This window comes from Bradyrhizobium sp. U531, from assembly GCF_051710265.1.
Classification (GTDB): Bacteria; Pseudomonadota; Alphaproteobacteria; order Rhizobiales; family Xanthobacteraceae; genus Bradyrhizobium.
In genome coordinates this window covers 399,529-417,886 of the sequence record NZ_JASVEN010000005.1, presented here as the reverse complement: position 1 = coordinate 417,886, position 18,358 = coordinate 399,529, and the positions used below count along the sequence as shown (strand labels likewise).

The 18,358-nt window shown below is 64.9% G+C and carries 14 protein-coding genes; 13 read left to right on the top strand and 1 reads right to left on the bottom strand.

The features are described from left to right. Nucleotides 1-4 precede the first annotated feature (4 nt). The 7 genes from QRQ56_RS24340 (at nt 5) to QRQ56_RS24310 (ending at nt 6,408) form a co-directional block, all read left to right on the top strand. Entirely contained in the window at nt 5-709 is a 705-nt protein-coding gene (locus QRQ56_RS24340) for an NUDIX hydrolase (RefSeq protein WP_438743532.1), read from the top strand. A gap of 94 nt (nt 710-803) precedes the next feature. Next, the gene (locus QRQ56_RS24335; protein WP_438743531.1) at nt 804-2,114 is read left to right on the top strand and encodes an ABC transporter substrate-binding protein; all 1,311 of its coding nucleotides are present in this window, start codon (nt 804-806) and stop codon (nt 2,112-2,114) included. 15 nt (nt 2,115-2,129) lie between these two features. Next, nucleotides 2,130-2,900, top strand: coding sequence for an ABC transporter ATP-binding protein (locus tag QRQ56_RS24330; RefSeq protein ID WP_438743529.1), 771 nt, complete (start codon nt 2,130-2,132; stop codon nt 2,898-2,900). Next, nucleotides 2,900-3,604, top strand: a complete 705-nt coding sequence (locus QRQ56_RS24325; protein WP_438743528.1) for an ABC transporter ATP-binding protein — start codon at nt 2,900-2,902, stop codon at nt 3,602-3,604. The genes QRQ56_RS24330 and QRQ56_RS24325 overlap by 1 nt, the downstream gene beginning before the upstream one ends. Before the next feature lie 14 nt (nt 3,605-3,618). Then, nucleotides 3,619-4,500, top strand: a complete 882-nt coding sequence (locus QRQ56_RS24320) for a branched-chain amino acid ABC transporter permease (protein WP_438743526.1) — start codon at nt 3,619-3,621, stop codon at nt 4,498-4,500. Between the two features lie 11 nt (nt 4,501-4,511). Beyond that, nucleotides 4,512-5,531, top strand: coding sequence for a branched-chain amino acid ABC transporter permease (locus tag QRQ56_RS24315; RefSeq protein ID WP_438743737.1), 1,020 nt, complete (start codon nt 4,512-4,514; stop codon nt 5,529-5,531). Continuing rightward, nucleotides 5,491-6,408: a polyphosphate kinase 2 family protein gene (locus QRQ56_RS24310; RefSeq protein WP_438743525.1), complete on the top strand. Its 918-nt coding sequence runs from the start codon at nt 5,491-5,493 to the stop codon at nt 6,406-6,408. The genes QRQ56_RS24315 and QRQ56_RS24310 overlap by 41 nt, the downstream gene beginning before the upstream one ends. Nucleotides 6,409-6,548: 140 nt before the next feature. On the opposite strand, the gene QRQ56_RS24305 is transcribed toward QRQ56_RS24310, so the two are convergent. Beyond that, a complete protein-coding gene (locus QRQ56_RS24305; protein ID WP_438743524.1) occupies nt 6,549-7,433 on the bottom strand; it encodes an MBL fold metallo-hydrolase in 885 nt (294 codons plus the stop codon). A 726-nt stretch (nt 7,434-8,159) separates the two neighbouring features. Here QRQ56_RS24305 and QRQ56_RS24300 point away from each other — a divergent pair. The 6 genes from QRQ56_RS24300 to QRQ56_RS24275 all read left to right on the top strand — a co-directional run bounded on the left by QRQ56_RS24300 (nt 8,160) and on the right by QRQ56_RS24275 (nt 18,358). Continuing rightward, nucleotides 8,160-10,499, top strand: coding sequence for a mechanosensitive ion channel domain-containing protein (locus tag QRQ56_RS24300; RefSeq protein WP_438743523.1), 2,340 nt, complete (start codon nt 8,160-8,162; stop codon nt 10,497-10,499). Nucleotides 10,500-10,598: 99 nt separating this feature from the next. Further along, on the top strand, nt 10,599-11,597 hold the full coding sequence (locus QRQ56_RS24295) for a Bug family tripartite tricarboxylate transporter substrate binding protein (RefSeq protein WP_438743521.1): 999 nt from the start codon (nt 10,599-10,601) through the stop codon (nt 11,595-11,597). 323 nt (nt 11,598-11,920) lie between these two features. Continuing rightward, on the top strand, nt 11,921-13,573 hold the full coding sequence (locus QRQ56_RS24290) for an NAD-dependent malic enzyme (RefSeq protein WP_438743519.1): 1,653 nt from the start codon (nt 11,921-11,923) through the stop codon (nt 13,571-13,573). Between the two features lie 288 nt (nt 13,574-13,861). Next, nucleotides 13,862-14,254: a BlaI/MecI/CopY family transcriptional regulator gene (locus QRQ56_RS24285; RefSeq protein WP_438743518.1), complete on the top strand. Its 393-nt coding sequence runs from the start codon at nt 13,862-13,864 to the stop codon at nt 14,252-14,254. Next, nucleotides 14,251-16,770 (top strand): M56 family metallopeptidase, encoded by a 2,520-nt coding sequence (locus tag QRQ56_RS24280; RefSeq protein WP_438743516.1) that lies wholly within the window; start codon nt 14,251-14,253, stop codon nt 16,768-16,770. The genes QRQ56_RS24285 and QRQ56_RS24280 overlap by 4 nt, the downstream gene beginning before the upstream one ends. Before the next feature lie 118 nt (nt 16,771-16,888). Continuing rightward, nucleotides 16,889-18,358 carry a DUF1800 domain-containing protein gene (locus QRQ56_RS24275; protein WP_438743515.1) on the top strand — a complete coding sequence of 490 codons (1,470 nt, stop codon included), beginning with the start codon at nt 16,889-16,891 and terminating at the stop codon, nt 18,356-18,358.

Sequence of the window (18,358 nt, the reverse complement as noted above, 5' to 3'; positions counted from 1 at the left end):
CCTCATGACGTCACCAATCATTCATCGCGTCACGACGCTCGAACTTGCCGTGCGGCCGATAGTCTGGCCGTTCGCCGAGGAGCGTCGTGACGAGATCGCGGCGCATTTCGCCGAGAAGCAGCGCGAGCGGCCGAAGATCTGGAACGGCCGCGTCCTGCTCGGGCGCGATCCCGTGTTCACGGGCGGCCGTTTCGCGTCGACCTATTTCGAGACCGATTTTGCCAGCTTCCTCGCATGGCGCGACTGGGGCTTTCCCGGGCCCGCCGTATTCAACGGCTTTGGCATGGGCGCGCTGCGCAGCGCCGACGGCGCCTTCGTGATGGGGGAGATGGCGCCGCACACCGCCAATGCGGGCCGCATCTATTTCCCCTCCGGCACGCCCGATCTCGACGACGTCAGGGGCGACACGCTGGACATTCCCGGCAGCGTCGTCCGCGAGCTCGAGGAGGAGACCGGCCTCACCGCGGCGGACTTCCGGGCCGAGCCGGACTGGCACTGCATCGTCAGCGGCCCCACGATTGCGATGATGCAGGTGCTCAACCTGGATATGTCGGGCGAGGAAGCGCGCGCCCGGATCGAAGCCAATCTCGCCCGCGAGGACGAGCCCGAATTGTCGGCCATCCATCTCGTGCGCGGGATGAGTGATCTCAGGCCGAGCATGCCGCGATTTGTCACGGCCTTTGTCGAGCAGCAGTTCGCCTCGCGCTGATGCGCAAGGCTTGACATCGCTGCGCTCAGCCCATGTGATGGGCAAAAAGCAAAAGCAACAAGAATGCAATGCACAATCGTCCAGGGAGGTTTTGATGCGCCTGCGCATGGCTGCCCGTTTGGTACGTGGGCTGTTGGTCGCGATATCGGCGACGGGCTTGGCAATGTCCGCCCAGGCTCAGGACAAGAAGATCAAGATCGGTGTCGTCTTTGATTTGACCGGCCCTCTGGCCGGCGGCGGCTCCGAGCTAAACTATGTCGGCAGCAAGATCATCCTCGACCATTTCGCCAAGACTGGCGTCGAGGGCTACAAGATCGAGGCGGTCTATGCCGACGCGCAGAGCAAGCCCGACATCGCCATCAACGAATCCGTGCGCCTGCTCGAGCAGGAGAAGGTCGACATGGTGCTCGGCTTCTTCTCCTCCGCGCAATGCGTGCCGGTAGCCGCGCGCGTCGAGCAGCTCAAGAAGTTCATGTGGATGACGACCTGCATCTCGTCGGCCGTGTTCAACGAGAAGGGCTACAAATACGTCTTCCGCCCGCAGGCGAGCGGCGACCAGTTCGGCATGATGACGATGGATTTCATCGCGCAGAACGCCAAGGAGAAGTTCGGCAAGGAGCCGAAGGATTTGCGCGTCGCCATCATCCACGAGGACGGCGCCTACGGCGTCGACGTTTCCAAGGGCAACGAGGCCGGGGCCAAGAAGGCCGGCTTCAACGTCGTGCTCAAGGAAGGCTATTCGGCGACCGCGCCGGATCTCTCCGCGCTGGTGACCAAGCTCAAGCGTGCCAAGCCCGACGTGATCTTCCACACCGGCTACAATCCGGACATCACGCTGCTGCTGCGTCAGGCCCGCGAGCAGGGCCTGAAGTTCGGTGCGCTGATGGGGCATGGCGCAGGCTATGGCGTCTACGAGAAGCTGAAGGAAGGTATGGGGGCCGACGCCACCTACATCTTCAACACCGACCCGATCTCGATCTGGCTCGCCAACCAGAAGACCATGGATCCGAAGCTTGCGCCGGTCATCAAGATGGTCGGCGAGGAGTTCGACAAGATCAAGCCGGGGGTCGCCATCCGCTCCGCCCATGTCGGCATCGGCGCGTCCAACACCTATGTGTTCATGAACGACGTGCTGCCGCGCGCGATCAAGAAGTATGGCGGCGTCGATCCCGAGTCGCTGCGCAAGGCGGCGCTCGACACCGACATCGCCGAAGGCGGCACCATGCTCGGATTCGGCGTGAAGTTCTACGCCGAGGGCACGCCCATGGCCGGACAGAACGAGCGCTCGTTCCCGGTCGTGATCCAGTATCTCGAAGACAAGTCCCATGTGGTGTGGCCGAAGAGCCAGGCGCAGCGCGAGGCCGTGCTGCCGCTGCCGAAGGGCACCACCTACAGCAACCAGTAGCAGCGGAGGGCCCTGGTGCTGGAAGTCAGCGGGCTGGTGAAGCGGTTCGGCGGCTTCACCGCGGTCAACAACGTGTCGTTCCGGGTCGATCAGGGCGAGATCCTCGGCCTGATCGGCCCCAACGGCTCGGGCAAGAGCACGATCTTCAACATGCTCTCGGGAACGCTGGCGCCGACATCGGGCTCGATCCTGTTCGACGGCACCGAAATAGCGGGCCTCGCGCCGCACCGGATCATCAACAGCGGCGTCGGGCGCACCTTCCAGATTCCACGGCCCTTCCGCCGCCTGACCATCTTCGAGAACGTCGCGCTGGCCGGCTTCTACGGACAGGGCCGCCACAGCCGCAACAAGGCCGAAGAGGCGGCCGAGCGCGCGCTCGCCATGGTGGGCCTGCCGACCGATCGCCACGCCAGTGTCGATGGCCTCGGTGCGGCCGGGCTGAAGAAGCTCGAGCTCGCCAAGGCGCTCGCCACCGCGCCAAAGCTGCTGCTCGCCGACGAAAGCCTCGGAGGCCTCGACGAGACCGAGATGGACCAGGCGGCCGACATGCTGCGCAACATCCGCGATGAGCTCGGCATCACCATCATCTGGGTCGAGCACATCATGGGCGTGCTGATGCGCGTCGTCGATCGTGTCATGGTGCTCGATCACGGCGAGAAGATCTCGGAAGGCCTGCCGAGCGCGGTGGCCGGCGATCCCCGCGTCATCGAGGTCTATCTCGGCACCGATGCCGAGACCACACAGGCCGCGGCCGCCGAAGCGCGCCGCCGCGCGGGAGGCGCCTGATGCTCGAACTCCGCGGCGTCAATGCCGGCTACGGCACCTTCCAGGCGCTGTTCGACGTCAACCTCGACGTGAGGGCCGGTGAGGCCGTCGGCGTCATCGGCCCGAACGGCGCCGGCAAGACCACCCTGATGCGCGTCATCTCCGGCCTGATCCGCCCCTCGCGCGGCGCGATCAGGATGGAGAGCACGGACGTCGTGGCGACGCCGCCGCACAAGATCGTCAGCCTCGGCATCGCGCATGTGCCGGAGAACCGGCGGCTGTTTCCGCAGCTTTCGGTCGACGACAATCTCAAGATGGGCGCCTTCATGAAGGAGGCGCGCGGCCATTATGCCGGGCGGCTCGAGGTCGTGTTCGAGCTGTTTCCGCGCCTGAAGGAACGCCGCCACCAGATGGCCGGAACCATGTCCGGCGGCGAGCAGCAGATGTGCGCGATCGGCCGCGCGCTGATGTCCAAGCCGAAGCTGCTGCTGCTGGACGAGCCGTCGGCGGGGTTGGCGCCGGTCGTGGTGCAGCAGGTGTTCGAGCTGGTGAAGCGGATCCGCGCCAGCGGGCTGACTGTCTTGATCGTCGAGCAGAACGTGCAGCAGGTGCTGAAAGTGGTGGACCGCGCTTATCTGATCGAGGCCGGCACGATCCGCGCATCCGGCACCTCGGCCGAGATGCTGGCGAGCGACACGGTCAAGGAAGCGTATCTCGGGGTGTGAGGGGGCATCCAGGCATGCAAGCTTTTCTGGACATTTTCGACATTTACCTGCTGGAGGCCGTGATCAACGGCATCCTGCTCGGCGGCGTGTTGGCGCTGCTCGCGCTCGGGCTCAATCTCATTTTCGGCGTCATCGACGTGACCTGGATCTGCTACGCCGAACTGGTGATGATCGGCATGTACGCCATGTACTTCCTGGTGCAGGTTTACGGCATCAGCTATTTCGTTGCGGCGCCGCTCACGATCCTGCTGGTCGCCGTGCTCGGTGCGGCGCTGCACTACCTCGTCATCGCGCCGCTCTTGACCGCGCCGCCGATCAACCAGCTGCTCGCGACCGGCGGAGTGCTGTTCGTACTGCAGAGCTTCGCCACCGTCGCCTTCGGCATCGACTTCCGCAATCTCGGCATCCGCTTGCCGGTGCTCGCCTTCGGCGACATGAACTTCAGCTACGCGCGGCTGCTCTCGTTCCTGGCTGCGCTGGTCGGTATGGTCGCGGTCTATCTGTTCATGACGCGCACCTTCACCGGCACCGCGATCCGTGCCATCTCGCAGGACCGGCAGATCATGGCGCTGATGGGCGTCGACACCAAACGCATCTATCTCATTACGTCAGCCATTGGCGGCGGGCTGGCCGGGCTCGCCGCGTGCCTGCTGGTGCTGCAATACGACGTGCATCCTTTCGTCGGCCTGTCGTTCGGGCCGATCACCTTCCTGATCTGCGTGCTCGGGGGGCTCGGCAATTTCATCGGCGGTTTCATCGCCGCTTTCGTCTTCGCCGAGATCATCTCGCTCGGCGGCCTGTTCTCCGACCTCGAATGGGGCTACGTGCTCGCCTTCGCCTTCTTCATCGTCATGATGTTCATCCGGCCCGCGGGCCTGCTTGCGAGGCGCCGATGACGGGGCAGGGGATGTCCGGGCAAGGGCGGCTTGCGGCATGGGGGATCGGGCTCGCGGCGCTGGTCGCGTTGCCGTTCGTTTATCGCGATCCCTATCATCTGCACATCCTGGTGCTGATCCTGATCTGGTCGTTCGCCTATACATCGTGGTCGATGATGGGGCGGTTCGGTCTCGTTTCGCTCGGGCATGGCGGCTTCATGGGGATCGGCGCTTACGTCACCGCGCTTCTTTGGAATCATCTCGGCCTGTCGCCCTGGATTGGCATTCCCATCGGTATGGCAGCGGCCGGCGTGCTGGCGCTGATCGTCGGCTATCCCTGCTTCCGCTTCCGCATCACCGGGCATTATTTCGTGCTGGTGACGCTGGCCCTGTCGGGCATCGTGCTCCAGGTCATCACGGCGACGCGCGACTACACCGGCGGCTCGCTCGGCTATACGCCAAACCGGGCATCCGGCAACAAGCTGCTGGCGCTGCAATTCGACGACAAGACGACGTGGTACCTGATCGCGCTCGGGGTCTGGCTGTTCGGCATCGTGGTCTGGCACTGGGTCGACCGCAGCATGGCCCGCTATGCGCTGGAGGCGATCTCGGAGGACGAGGACGCGGCGGCCGCCGCCGGGGTCGACGTCACCGCGGAGAAGCTCAAGATCACGCTGCTCAGTGCCTTGATGACGGCGCTCGCGGGCGCGATCTATTGCCAGTACCAGATGTTCATCACGCCAGACACGGTCAGCGGCATCGCGGTGTCGCTGCAGATGGTGTTCGCGGCCATCGTCGGCGGCCTGTTCGTCTCGCTGGGGCCGACCTTCGGCGCCGTCATCACCATCCTGCTGGCCGAAACCCTTCGCATCGGCTTCGGCACCAAGGCGGTCGGCTGGGACAACCTGGTCTACGGCGTGCTGCTCGTGCTTTTCATCATATTCCTTCCCAAGGGCATTCTTGGTAGCTTGCTCGACCGATTGAAGCCGCAACGCAAGGTGCCCCGCGCTCATGAGCAAGAAGCCGTCCAAATCGCTCGCCCAGGAGCTTGACCGCTACATCACGCCGTTCCGCTATGACGGTGCGGGCAAGTTCCACCTCAAGGGACACAAGACCAACGAGAAGGGCGATCTCGACAAGGAGAAGGCGCAGGAGATCCTCGACGCCAACAAGAAGCGGCTGATCGAGTTTCAGGAGAAGCTCTATGCCCAGGACCGCTGGTCGCTGCTGATCGTGTTCCAGGCCATGGATGCCGGCGGCAAGGACAGTGCGATCAAGGCGATCTTCGAGGGCATCAACCCGCAAGGCTGCGAGGTCCATGCCTTCAAGGCGCCGAGCAGCAAAGAGCTCGACCACGACTTCCTCTGGCGCCACGCCATCGCGCTGCCGGAACGCGGTCATATCGGCATCTTCAACCGCTCCCATTACGAGGAATGCCTGGTGACGCGCGTGCACCCGGAGATCCTCGTCAAGGAGAAGCTGCCGCAAAGGCTCGTCACCAAGAACATCTGGAAGGAGCGGTTCGAGGATATCGCCGCCTGGGAGCGCTATCTCTGCCGCAACGGCACCGTGGTGCTGAAGTTCTTCCTCAACGTGTCCAAGGACGAGCAGCGCGAGCGCTTCCTCGACCGGCTTGAAGACCCGGCCAAGCAGTGGAAATTCTCGATGGACGACATCAAGGAGCGCGCGCTGTGGCCGCGCTACCAGGCCGTCTACCAGGACATCGTCCGGCACACCTCGACGGCGCATGCGCCGTGGTACGTTGTGCCCGCCGACCACAAATGGTTCGCCCGCGTCGTGATCGGCTCGGTGATCAATGCGACGCTCGAGCAGCTCGACCTGAAATTCCCGCGCGCCGACAAGGCCTCGTTGCAGGAGTTCGAGGCGGTGCGCAAGGCGCTGGAGAAGGAAGGCAAGGGGAAGCGGTAGGGCGCGGCGGTCGCCGCTCTCGTAGGGTGGGCAAAGCGAAGCGTGCCCACGCCGTCCAAAGACGTGGGCACGGCGCTGGCGCGCCTTTGCCCACCCTACGACTTCAGCGCGAGCGAAGCTCGTCGCGGCAGCGCAAGCCCTCAATACCCGCGCGCCCACCAATAGCAGAAGCGCTCGATATTGGCGGGAAGGGCAGTCTCGTAGTTCGCCCATTTTTCGTATTTCGGCAGCTTCACCTCTTTCATCGCGGTGTCGAAGCACTTGCCGCTATCGGCCGCCTTCTTCACTTCAGTGGAGAGGTCCTCCATGTAGGCGATGTCGTCCTCGATGTCCTTCTTGGTGCCGAAGCGGCCACCTGCATAGGGATGGCCAGGAATCATCCGCTCCCAATCGAGCGACGCCAGCTTCTTCAGCGAGGCGATGTATTCGAGCGGCGAGGCATTGTCGGGGATGTTGCGGAACTGGACCTGCTCGATCGGGGCGAAGTCGACCACGAAGACGATCTTTTCCTTCGGCAGCCGCATCACCAGCGAATTGTCGGAATGGTTGCGGCCGACATAGTTCAGCTCCAGCGTGGTCCCGCCGAGCGTGATGCTCTTCTTGTCGTCCACCACCTGATCGGGCATCACGACGTCGGCGAGCAGCGATTTCTGCTTCTTCAGCTCGAGAAAGCGCTCCTTGGTCCGCCGGTGCGCGATGAAGGTGGCGCCAAGATCCTTGAAGGGCTGGCCGCCGGCGATGTGGTCGTAGTGGTGATGGCTGTAGACGACGTATTTGATCGGCTTGTCGGTGACGGCCTTGATCGCGTCGATATAGGGCTTGGCGGGACGCAAATAGGAGATCGGGTCGGTCGCGATCACGCCCTGCGGCGTCACGATGAAGATCGATTGATGGCCGCCATAGCGGAAGACGTAGACGTTCTCGGTGCCGTCAACCTTCTTCGTCGAGGTCTGCGGCGGGCTTTGTGCGAATGCCGATCCGGTGGCGAGGGCGGCGAGAACGGTGATGCAAATGGACGCTTTCATCGCTGGCTTTCTTGAAATCGAACAAGGGAAAAGTGAAGGATATTCTCTTCGACACAAACGCAGCGGCAAGGGATTTATTCCTCCCTGCGTGCAGCCAAACTGTCGCGGGAACCGCCGCGCGTTCAAATGTGATTCCACGGCCCGCTGATCCCGCTTGACAGTTTCGTGTCACGGGAGGAGCATGTCGTTGGTCGCAAACAAGCGACGCGCAACGTCCACCTCATGAGCAAGGGGAGGTCTATGACACCACCTCCGCAAACCCAGCCGCGTTAAGTGCGATGGAGCTCGTTCGGACTATCGCATAGCGGCAGAAACCGCGAACGGCACGCCGGGTACAGGTTTAGAGGGCTCCATCAGTGTGGCATGGCCCCTACCTGCCCGGCGCTGTATTTTGCATCACATCGATCGTGTCGAATAGCCGCGACGAGGCTGCTGCGCCGATTGCCGTTTTGACATCCTGATTTTCTCCTCCTCCTCCTTCCTCCTCGCCGTCATTCCGGGCCGACGCCCGGAATGACGGAGGCGTTTTGCCGTGCCTCGGAGCTCTGCCGATCTCGCGGGTTCCCCCATCTTCGCATCGCGGCAAATGCCAAGAGAATGTCGTCTCGAAGGCCAACTTCCGACACAGGCTAAGGGCGAATAACGGCCATCCGACATGACGCATGCGCTTTGCGCGGTGACGGTCTCGTTGCCGCCGGCGCATGCAATTTATTTCAGGGAATCCTCGTGTCGCATAAGCTTGCCTCGGCTCTCTTCGCCGCTCTCTTCCTCGCAATCATTCCTCTCTCCGGCGCCCGCGCCGAGCCGCCGCGGCCGGCGACGAGCAATGCCGCTGCGTTGTCGCCCGAGGACGCCAGGCGTGCATTGGAGACGCTCCAGGACGACAAGCGCCGTGCGCAGATGATCGATACGCTGCGGGCGATCGCCACGGCCTCCGGTCAGCAGCCGCCTGCGTCGCCCGCGCCCGAGCAGAAGTCGCCGATCCCGCTCTCGGCCGATGGTCTCGGCGCGCAGCTCCTGCTCACGGTCTCCGAGGAGATCGGCGAGATTTCGAGCGAGATTGCGAGCGTCGCGCGGACGATCACGCATTTCCCGGCGTTCTATTACTGGATCGTGCGGACCGCGAACGACCCTGCGGCCTATAATCTGCTGATCGAGATCGCCTGGAAGCTGGCATTGGTGATCGGCTGCGCGCTCGCCGCCGAATGGGTGCTGTTCCGCCTGATCCGGCGCCCGGTCGCGTTCCTGGAGGGACGCGTGCCGCAAACCGCGCATTTGCCGTCGCAGGTATTGCCGATCGCCGATCCGCCGTCGTCGGTCGTCGATGTCACTCCCGCGCCCGAGCTGCACAAGCGGCGTCACAGCCTCGCGCGGGCCTGGCAGGTCATGCTGCGGTTGCCCCTCGTGCTCGGCCGTCTCGTGCTCGAGCTGCTTCCCGTCGTCGTCTTCGTCGGTGTCGCGACGGCATTGCTGGGCACCGAAGTCGGCCAGCCCACCACCGTTCGTCTCGTGATCCTCGCGGTCGTCAACGCCTATGCATCCTCGCGCGGGCTGATCTGCGCGGTGCGGGCGCTGGCCGGGCCGTTCGGCCTGTTCCCGGTGCGGGCCGAGACCGCGGCCTATATCGAGATCTGGGCGCGCCGCATCGTCGGCGTCGGCGTCTCCGGCATCGCCTTTGCCAATGTGGCGCTGCTGCTCGGCTTGCATCGTGCCGGCTATGCGGCGCTGCTTCGCATGGTCATGCTAATCGTGCACCTGTTTGTCGTCGTCATCATCTTGCAATGCCGCCGCCAGGTGGCTCAGGCCATCCGCGCGCCGGCCGAGCGGCAGGGCATCGCCGCCCGTCTGCGTGACCGCGTTGCCGGCGGCTGGCATTATCTTGCCATCGCGCTCGATCTGGCGCTGTGGGCGGTGTGGGCGCTCAACATCCGCAACGGCTATTCGCTGCTGCTGCAATATTTCGTCGGCACGATCGCAGTCGCCCTGATCACGCGCGTTGCTATCATGCTGACGCTCAGCCTGATCGACCGCGGCTTTCGCATCAAGCCGGAGATCCTGCAGCGCTTCCCGGGCCTGGAGGTCCGCGCCAACCGCTATCTGCCGCTGCTGCGCAAGATCGTCTCCGGCGTGATCGCCTTCATCGGCTTCGTTGCCATGCTCGAGGTCTGGGGCGTGGATGCCATCGTCTGGTTCTATGGCGGCCAGATCGGCAGCCGGCTGATCTCGGCCGTGGTGACCATCGGCCTTGCCGTGTTCATCGCCGCCGCGATCTGGGAGGCGAGCAACGCACTCCTGGACCGCCAGATCAACACGCTGTCGCGCGACGGGCATTATGCGCGCGCCGCGCGCCTGCGCACCTTCCAGCCGATGCTGCGCACCGCGCTGCTCTGCCTGATCGCCACCGTTGTCGGCCTCACCGCGCTCAGCGAGATCGGCGTCAATGTCGCGCCGCTGCTCGCGGGCGCTGGCATCGTCGGCATCGCCATCGGCTTCGGCTCGCAGAAGCTGGTGCAGGATCTCATCACCGGCCTGTTCCTGCTGTTGGAGAACACTGTGCAGGTCGGTGACAATGTCAGCGTGTCGGGGCTGTCGGGCGTGGTCGAGAACGTTTCCATTCGAACGATACGGCTGCGCGCCGGTGATGGCGCCGTGCACATCGTGCCGTTCAGCGCGGTCACGACCATCACCAATGCCAGTCGCGGCGCCGGCAATGCCTCGGTCAGCGTCAACGTCGCCTACAAGGAAGACACCGACCGCGCGGGCCAGATCCTCAAGGATATCGTCGAGGAGATGCGCCGCGAGCCGGACTTCCGCGCCTTGATCCGCGGCGACCTCGAACTGTGGGGCATCGACAAGGTCGACGGTGCGATGGTGTCGATCGTCGGCCAGATCCGCTGCACCGAGGCCGGGCGCTGGCCGGTCCAGCGCGAATTCAACCGTCGCATGAAGCTGCGCTTCCAGCAGAACGGCATCAACGTCGCATCGGCGACCCAGACCATCCTGATGCATATCGCGCCGCCGGCCGACAGCGCCGCCACTCTGACGCCGCGGCGCGCGGCCGGATAGACGCCGAAACTTACCGCTTGCCTCGGCCCGTTCGGCAGCGTTCACTCGCCCTCCAGCCCGCAGACGACATGCGGGCGGCAAAAAGGGTGGGAGAGGCTGATGCGGGGGCTGTGGGCCGTGTTGCGCGGTCATGTGATCGTCATTTGCGCGTTGCTGGGATGGGTGGTTTCGCCCGCGCCCGGTCATGCCCAGCCGTTTCCCTCGCGCCCCATCACCCTCATCGTACCCTTCGCCGCAGGCGGCCCGACCGATACGCTGGCGCGGATCCTGTCCGAGCGGATCGCAGCGGAACTGCACACCACGGTCGTGGTCGAGAACGTGGCGGGCGCATCCGGCAGCATCGCCGGCGCGCGCGTCGCACGCGCGGCGCCGGACGGCACCACGATCACGATCGGGCATTGGGGCACCCATGTGCTGAACGGCGCGATCTTCAAGCTGCCCTATGACATCCTCGGCGATTTCGAGCCGGTCGCGATGATCGCGATGGGAACGCAGCTCATCGTCGGCCGGAAGACGCTCGAGGCGAACAGCCTGAAGGAGATGATCGCCTGGCTGAAGGCCAATCCCGGCAAGGCCACCGCAGGGACGGCCGGTGCCGGTACCGGCGCCCATGTCGCCGGCGTCTTCTTCAAGAACAAGACCGGCACCGATTTCCAGTTCGTGCCTTATCGCGGCGCAGGGCCTGCCATGATCGATCTCGTCGCCGGCCAGATCGACATCATGTTCGACCAGGCGTCGAACTCGCTGCCGCACGTCAAGAGCGGCGCGATCAAGGCCTTCGCGGTGACCTCGCCGACCCGGCTCGCCTCAGCGCCCGACGTTCCGACCGTCGACGAAGCAGGTTTGCCGGGTCTTTATATTTCCTACTGGCACGGCATCTGGGCACCGAAGAACACGCCGAGGGAGATCGTCGGCAAGATCAACGCGGCGATCGTCGCCGTGCTCGCCGATGCGTCCGTCAAGCAGCGCTTCGGCGAACTCGGGCAAGAGATACCGCCGCCCGACCAGCAGACGCCCGCAGCACTCGCCGCGTTCCAGAAGGCCGAGACCGAGAAATGGTGGCCGATCGTGAAAGCGGCGGATATCAAGCCGGAGTAGGGCTGTTGCTTCGTCATTCCGGGGCGCGACAAAGTCGCGAACCCGGAATCCATCAAGCTGCAGAACTACCGCCCAATGGATTCCGGGTTCGCGCTGTCGCGCGCCCCGGAATGACAAGGGGAGAGAGCGGACGCTGCCCCTAATACCTGCCACGAGAAAGATCAGCCTCGCCCCGTTAACCTTTTCACGCGCGACTGCCAGTCGTTCGCGCAAATCTCGCTGCGGTGCGAGATCACAATCGAGGCCTCGGTCTCTACGTCCTTGATCTCAATGGAGCGCTGGCCGACAATGCGCGCGGTTCAATGTGCTTCTTGGGGGAATTCGTGAATAGACCTGCCCGGGTCGTTGCCCAATCGACGTCGTCAAATCCGCCGCAAGGCATGGCGCTGCTGCGCGATCCCCTGCTCAACAAGGGCACTGCCTTCACGGAATCCGAGCGCGCCGCACTCGGTCTGCGTGGCCTGTTGCCGCCTTGCGTGCTGACGATGGAGACCCAGGCGCAGCGCGTGCTCACCAATCTGCGCACGCTGCCGACGGATCTGGAAAAATATGTCGCGCTGAACGCGCTGCATGACCGCAACGAGGCGCTGTTCTTCCGCGTCGTCGTCGACAATATCGACGAGATCCAGCCGATCATCTACACGCCCACGGTCGGGCTCGCCTGCCAGAAATACGGCCTGATCTTCCAGCGCCCGCGCGGCATGTTCATCTCCTCGCGCGACCGCGGCCAGATCGCCGAGCTCTTGAAGAACTGGCCCTATCAGGCCAAACTGATCGTCGTCACCGACGGCGAGCGCATTCTGGGCCTCGGCGATCTCGGCGCCAACGGCATGGGTATTCCGGTCGGCAAGCTCTCGCTCTATTCGGCCTGCGCCGGCGTGCATCCGGAAGCGTGCCTGCCGATCGTGCTCGACGTCGGCACCAACAACGAAGAGCTTCTGAACGATCCCTATTATCTGGGCCTGCGCGAGCGCCGGCTCACGGGCGAAGCCTATGACACCTTCGTCGACGAATTCATGACCGCCGCGCGAAAAACCTTTCCGGGCGTGCTGATCCAGTTCGAGGATTTCGCCAATCATGCGGCGTTCAAGCTGCTGCACAAATATCGCGACGAAGCCTGCGTCTTCAACGACGACATCCAGGGCACCGCAGCGGTGGCGCTCGCCGGCCTGTTCTCGGCGCTGCGCGTGAACGGCGGCAAGCTGAAGGACCAGAAGATCCTGTTCCTGGGAGCGGGCGAGGCGGCGACCGGCATCGCCGATCTCGTGGTGTCGGCGATGATGGCGGAGGGCGCGACGGAGGCGGACGCGCTCCGCCGCAACTGGCTGGTGGATTCCCGCGGCCTCGTCGTCGGCGGCCGCGAGGGCCTCTCCGGCCACAAGCTGCGCTATGCGCACGCTGGTCAAGCGCCGATCTCCGACTTCCTCACCGCGATCAAGACGCTGAAGCCGACGGCGATCATCGGCGTGGCCGCGGTCGGCGGCGCCTTTACGCCCGAAGTGCTGAAGGCGATGGCCGAGCTCAACGAGCAGCCGATCGTGTTCGCGCTCTCCAATCCGACCTCGAAGGCCGAGTGCTCGGCGGAAGATGCCTATCGTTACACCGACGGTCGCGCGCTGTTCGCCTGCGGCAGCCCGTATGATCCGGTGACGCTGAACGGCCGCAGCTTCGTGCCGCGCCAGGGCAACAACTCCTACATCTTCCCCGGCGTCGGCCTCGGCGTCATCGCCAGCGGCTCGAAGCTAGTGACGGACGAGATGTTCATGGCGGCCGCCCATACGCTTGCCGATTGCGTCGGCAAGGATGATCTTGCGCAGGGCAGTCTCTATCCGGCGCTGCCGCGCATCCGCGAAGTCTCCATCCGCATCGCCGCCGCGGTCGCGGACGTCGCCTATCAGCGCGGGCTCGCGGACGGACCGGCGCCCAACGACGTCAAGGCCCTGGTCCAATCCCAGATGTACGAGCCGCATTACTGAGCGGTCGTCCCGCGTCAAAGCGGCGCGATAGGGTCCCGACACTTCCACACCGTCATGGCCGGGCTGTCCCGGCCATCCACCTCTTGCTGAAGCGCACAAAGAACGTGGATGCCCGGGACAAGCCCGGGCATGACGGCCTCGTGTACCGTCAACGACACCAGGCCAGGCCGATCATAGATCCTCACACCGCCGCCACCATCTCAGGTGGAATCGCCATTGTGCCGCGCGACCCTATATGCGACAGTCTGTAGCGTTACAAGAAGAACTCAAGCCGCAAGGTCAGATGCCATGGACGATCGTTTGCCCGAACTCGGCGATCTCGAGCACGAGGTCATGCAATTGGTTTGGGCCCATGGTCCCGTCACGGCCGAGATCGTGCGTGAACGCCTGTCGCGGCGCCTGAAGGAATCGACGGTGCGCACGGTGCTGCGCCGGCTCGAGGAAAAGGGCTATTGTCACCACACCGTGGACGGCCGCACCTATGTCTACCATGCCGCCGAAGAGCGCGCGAAGGTGGCGGCCAAGGCGGTGCAGCGTATCGTCGACTGGTTCTGCAATGGCTCGATCGAGGAGGTCCTCGTCGGCATGGTGGACAACAAGATGCTCGACCAGCAGCAATTGCGCACGCTGGCCGATCAGGTGGCCAAGGCGAAGAAAGCGAGGGGAGTGAAGAAAGAATGATCGCAACTCTGGCGGAGGCGGCACTGCGCTCCCTGGTGCTGGGAGGCGTCGTCTGGTTCGGTCTCAACCTGTTTCGCGTGCGCAATCCGCACGTTCACATGACGGCCTGGGTCGTCGTGCTGCTGGCCTCGCTGGCGATGCCCTTCGTGATGCATTGGCCGACGCTCACGATCAGCCGCCTGCCTCTGCCGGTCGCCGTGCCGGATGATTTTCTGCCCGCCGACCTCTCGATGCTGGAGACGCCGCAGCCCGTGCTGCCGGTCGCGCCGGGCATCGATGTCGCGCCGCAGGTTTCCAGGAGCGGCTGGTCGATCAATTGGTGGCTGGTTGCCGGCATCGTCTATGCCGGCGTCGCCGGCCTGTTGCTGCTGCGGCTCGCGATCGGTCTCTGCCTGACCTGGCGGCTGGCACGGGCGGCAAAGCCGATCGGCGGCGTCGAGACGAGCGGCACCGATGTGCGCGTCAGCCGCGAAATCGGCGGTCCCGTCACCTTCGGCTCGACCATCCTGGTGCCGCCGCAATTCTTCGGCTGGGACGCCAAGAAGCGCCTCGCCGTGCTCGCGCATGAGGGCGCGCATGTCGCCAATCGCGACTTCTACGTCCTTCTGCTGGCGTCCCTCAACCGCACGGTGTTCTGGTTCAGCCCGTTCTCGTGGTGGCAGCTTGCGCGCCTTGCCGAACTCGCCGAGATCATCAGCGACGCCGAGGCGATCGAGGTCATCGACGACCGGCTGTCCTACGCGGAAATCCTGCTCGATTTCGCCAGTACGGTGAAGCCGAGGCCGGTCGAGCTCGCGATGGCGCGGGCCGCGACCGTACGTGCCCGCGTCGAACGCATCATCGCGGCGGCCGCGATGCCCGTCGCGGTGAGCTGGCGCAAGCGGCTGTGGATCGTCGCCGCGATCGCCCCGGCCATGGTCGTGTCCGCCGGCATGATCGCCTATCGCACGCCGGATGCGGCGCCTGTCGCCGCGGAGACTGGAGAGGTGCCCGCCCAGCATTACCGCCCGTTCGTCAATTTCTACGCCATGGGTCCGGCCTCGGTGTTCGCCATCTTCCGGGAAGGCGACGACCTCTATGGCCAGCTCACCGGTCAGCGTCGCTTGCCGCTGACGGTCGCAAAGGACGGCACGGCATCCTACGCCGCCACGTCCGGCGAGATCACGTTCGCGCTGGATGCGGAGCGGCGCTCCTCCGAGCTGAAGCTGCGCATGAACGGCCGCGACATTCGTGCTGTCCGCCTCGCGGAGATGCCAGCGTCGTCCGCGGAACCTGCGTCGCTCGATCAGTATGTTGGCTGGTACAGGCTGGCGCCGAACCGCGTGCTCGCCGTGCGCCGCGACGGCAGTCGTCTCTTGCTGCAGGAGACCGGGCAGGACGCGACGCAGGTGCTCGCCGAGGGCACGGATGCCTTCTCTTTCCCAGGCGATCATCTGGTGATCTTCCTGCGCGACGAGCAGGCGAAGGTCTCGCGCGTGCTGGTGCAGAGCGCGGTCTTCGGCGCCCGCCTTGGGGGCCGCGTCGACCCGGCGGTGGCCCAGGCGGTCGAGGCGGATTTCGCGCGCCGCCTCGCCAAGGTGTCCGACAGATTCAGGGAGCAAGTGCCTGCGGCCGGCAGCAAGGAGATGGTCCTGCGCGGCATCGAAGACCTGCGCCGCGGTGCGCCGGACTATGATCGCATGAGCGCGCCGCTCGCGGCCAAGGTCCACCGCTATGTCGGCGAAATGCAATCGACCTTCGTGGCGCTCGGCGCGGTGCAGTCGATCTTCTTCCGCGGCGTCGGTCCGGGCGGCTACGACATCTATGGCGTGAAGTTCGAGAACGGCAGCGCGGAATTTCGCCTGATGATCGAGCCGGACGGCAAGGCCGGCGACGTGCTCTTCCGGGCCGACGGCAATGAAGAGCTCGGCGGCATCATGCCTTGCGCGGAGGAGGCGAGCGTGCGCGGCCGCGCCGGCACCTCGCCGATCAGGATCATGCTCTACAACGAGATGGGCAGCGACATCCAGGTTTACAATCTTGATGCGGATGGCAATCGCAAGTCGCAGATCGTCAGGCCGAATATGACCTGGGCCACCACCACGACGGTGAACAATCCCTGGATGGTCGCCGACAAGTCGGGACGGTGCCTGGAGATCGTGATGCCGGGCCGGCAGACCCGCTTCCACAATGTCGAAGCCTCGAATATCGGCGCGCATCCCGGTCGTGCCGCGCGCCGCGCCGTTCCGATCGCCAATGGCGAGGAGATGCTGCGCCGCTATATCGAGAGCATCGGCAAGGGGCAGCCGGACTACGAGCACATGACGTCGGAAGTGGCCGACATCACGCGACAGCAATTGCCGTTCGACCAGGCGATCCTGGCGCGGCTTGGCGCGCTGCGTGCGGTCTCCTTCCGGGGCGTCACCGCGCTCGACAGCGACATCTACATTGCCCAATTCGCCAACGGTTCGGCGGAATGGCGCATCGGCGTCAGGAACGACACGATCACGAAGATCGCGCTCGGGCCAAATTTCTAAGGGACGCCGGCGGCTCCGGATGTCGTGACGAAGGAGCCGCAATCTCTGCTTGTCGGGCTCCATTGTGAGTGTTACGGTACGTAGCATTACAATTCGTAGCGAATAACTGGGCATCCGCATGAGCAATTCCGCAAAGGCCGAGGCCGTGCTGGCGCTCCATCGCTTCGGGATGGGGCCGCGGCCGGGATCGATTGCCGCTCTCGGGAGCGATCCGCGCGGCGCGCTGATCGCCGAGCTCGACCGGCCGCTCGGCTTGAGCGCTGCCGCCAGCCTTCCCGCCAGCGCGAAGGCCTATCGCACCGTGGCCGATGCCAACGCGCGGCGAGCGGCGCGCGCCAAGCAGGCGCAGCAGCAGGTCAAGAAGCAGCAGATGGCCTCGGCTGCTCCGGGCGATCAGACGCCGGCGCGGGCCGAAGGGCAGGCGCAAGGCTACGCCCAGGAGAAGGATGCGGCCGAGATGGCGGCCAAGCAGGCCGCCGACGCCATTCCCGATCCCGGCCGTCCGATCTATCTGCAGGAAGCCAAGCTGCGCACCGAAGCCGCGCTTGGCGCCGATCTCGGCTTTGCCGAGCGGCTGGTGTGGTTCTGGTCCAATCATTTCTGCATCTCGGCCAACAAGATCCAGAGCATGTCCGGCGCCTATGAGCGCGAAGCGGTTCGCGCCAACGCGCTCGGCCGCTTCGTCGACCTCTTGCTCGCCGCCGAAGGCCATCCGGCCATGCTGTTCTATCTCGACAATCTCGGCTCGATGGGGGCGAACTCGGTCGCCGGCATCAATCGCAGCAGCGGCCTCAACGAGAACATCGCGCGCGAGATCATGGAGCTGCATACGCTCGGCGTGCGCACCGGCTACACCCAGGGCGACGTCATCAGCTTCGCCAATGTCATGACCGGTTGGACGCTGGTGCCGCCAGGCGCCGATCCCCAGCATGGCGGCGACTTCACCTTCAATCCGCGGCTGCACGAGCCCGGCGGGCAGACCGTGCTCGGCAAACGCTATGAGCAGGAGGACGTCGAGCAGGGCCGTGCCGTGCTGCGCGATCTCGCCGCGCATCCGGCGACAGCGACCCATGTCGCAACCAAGCTCGCACGGCACTTCGTCGCCGACGAGCCGCCGCCCGCCCTGGTCGAGCAGATGGCGAAGCGCTTTCGCGACACCGATGGTGATCTCAAGCAGGTCGCCATCGCCATGGTGTCGTCGGACGAGGCGTGGCGCCCGCCGCCGGCAAAGCTCAAGCGTCCGAGCGAATGGGTCGTCGGCATGGTGCGTGCGACCGGCATCACCCAGGTCGATCCCGTGCTCTACACCGGCGGCCAGCAACTGCTCGGCGAGCCGCTGTGGCGCCCGTCCGCGCCCAAGGGATATCCGGACGACGAGGCGAGCTGGATCGACGGCGTCGGCCGCCGGCTCGACATCGCCAACAATTTTGCCGAGCGCATCAGCGGCATGGCCGATCCGCAAGCCATCATCGAGGATGTCTTCGCATCGCAGATCTCATCCGAGGTGAAGCAGGCGGTCGGCCGCGCCGAGAGCCGGCAGCAGGCGCTGGCGCTGCTGTTCATGTCGGCGGATTTTCAGAGGAGGTGA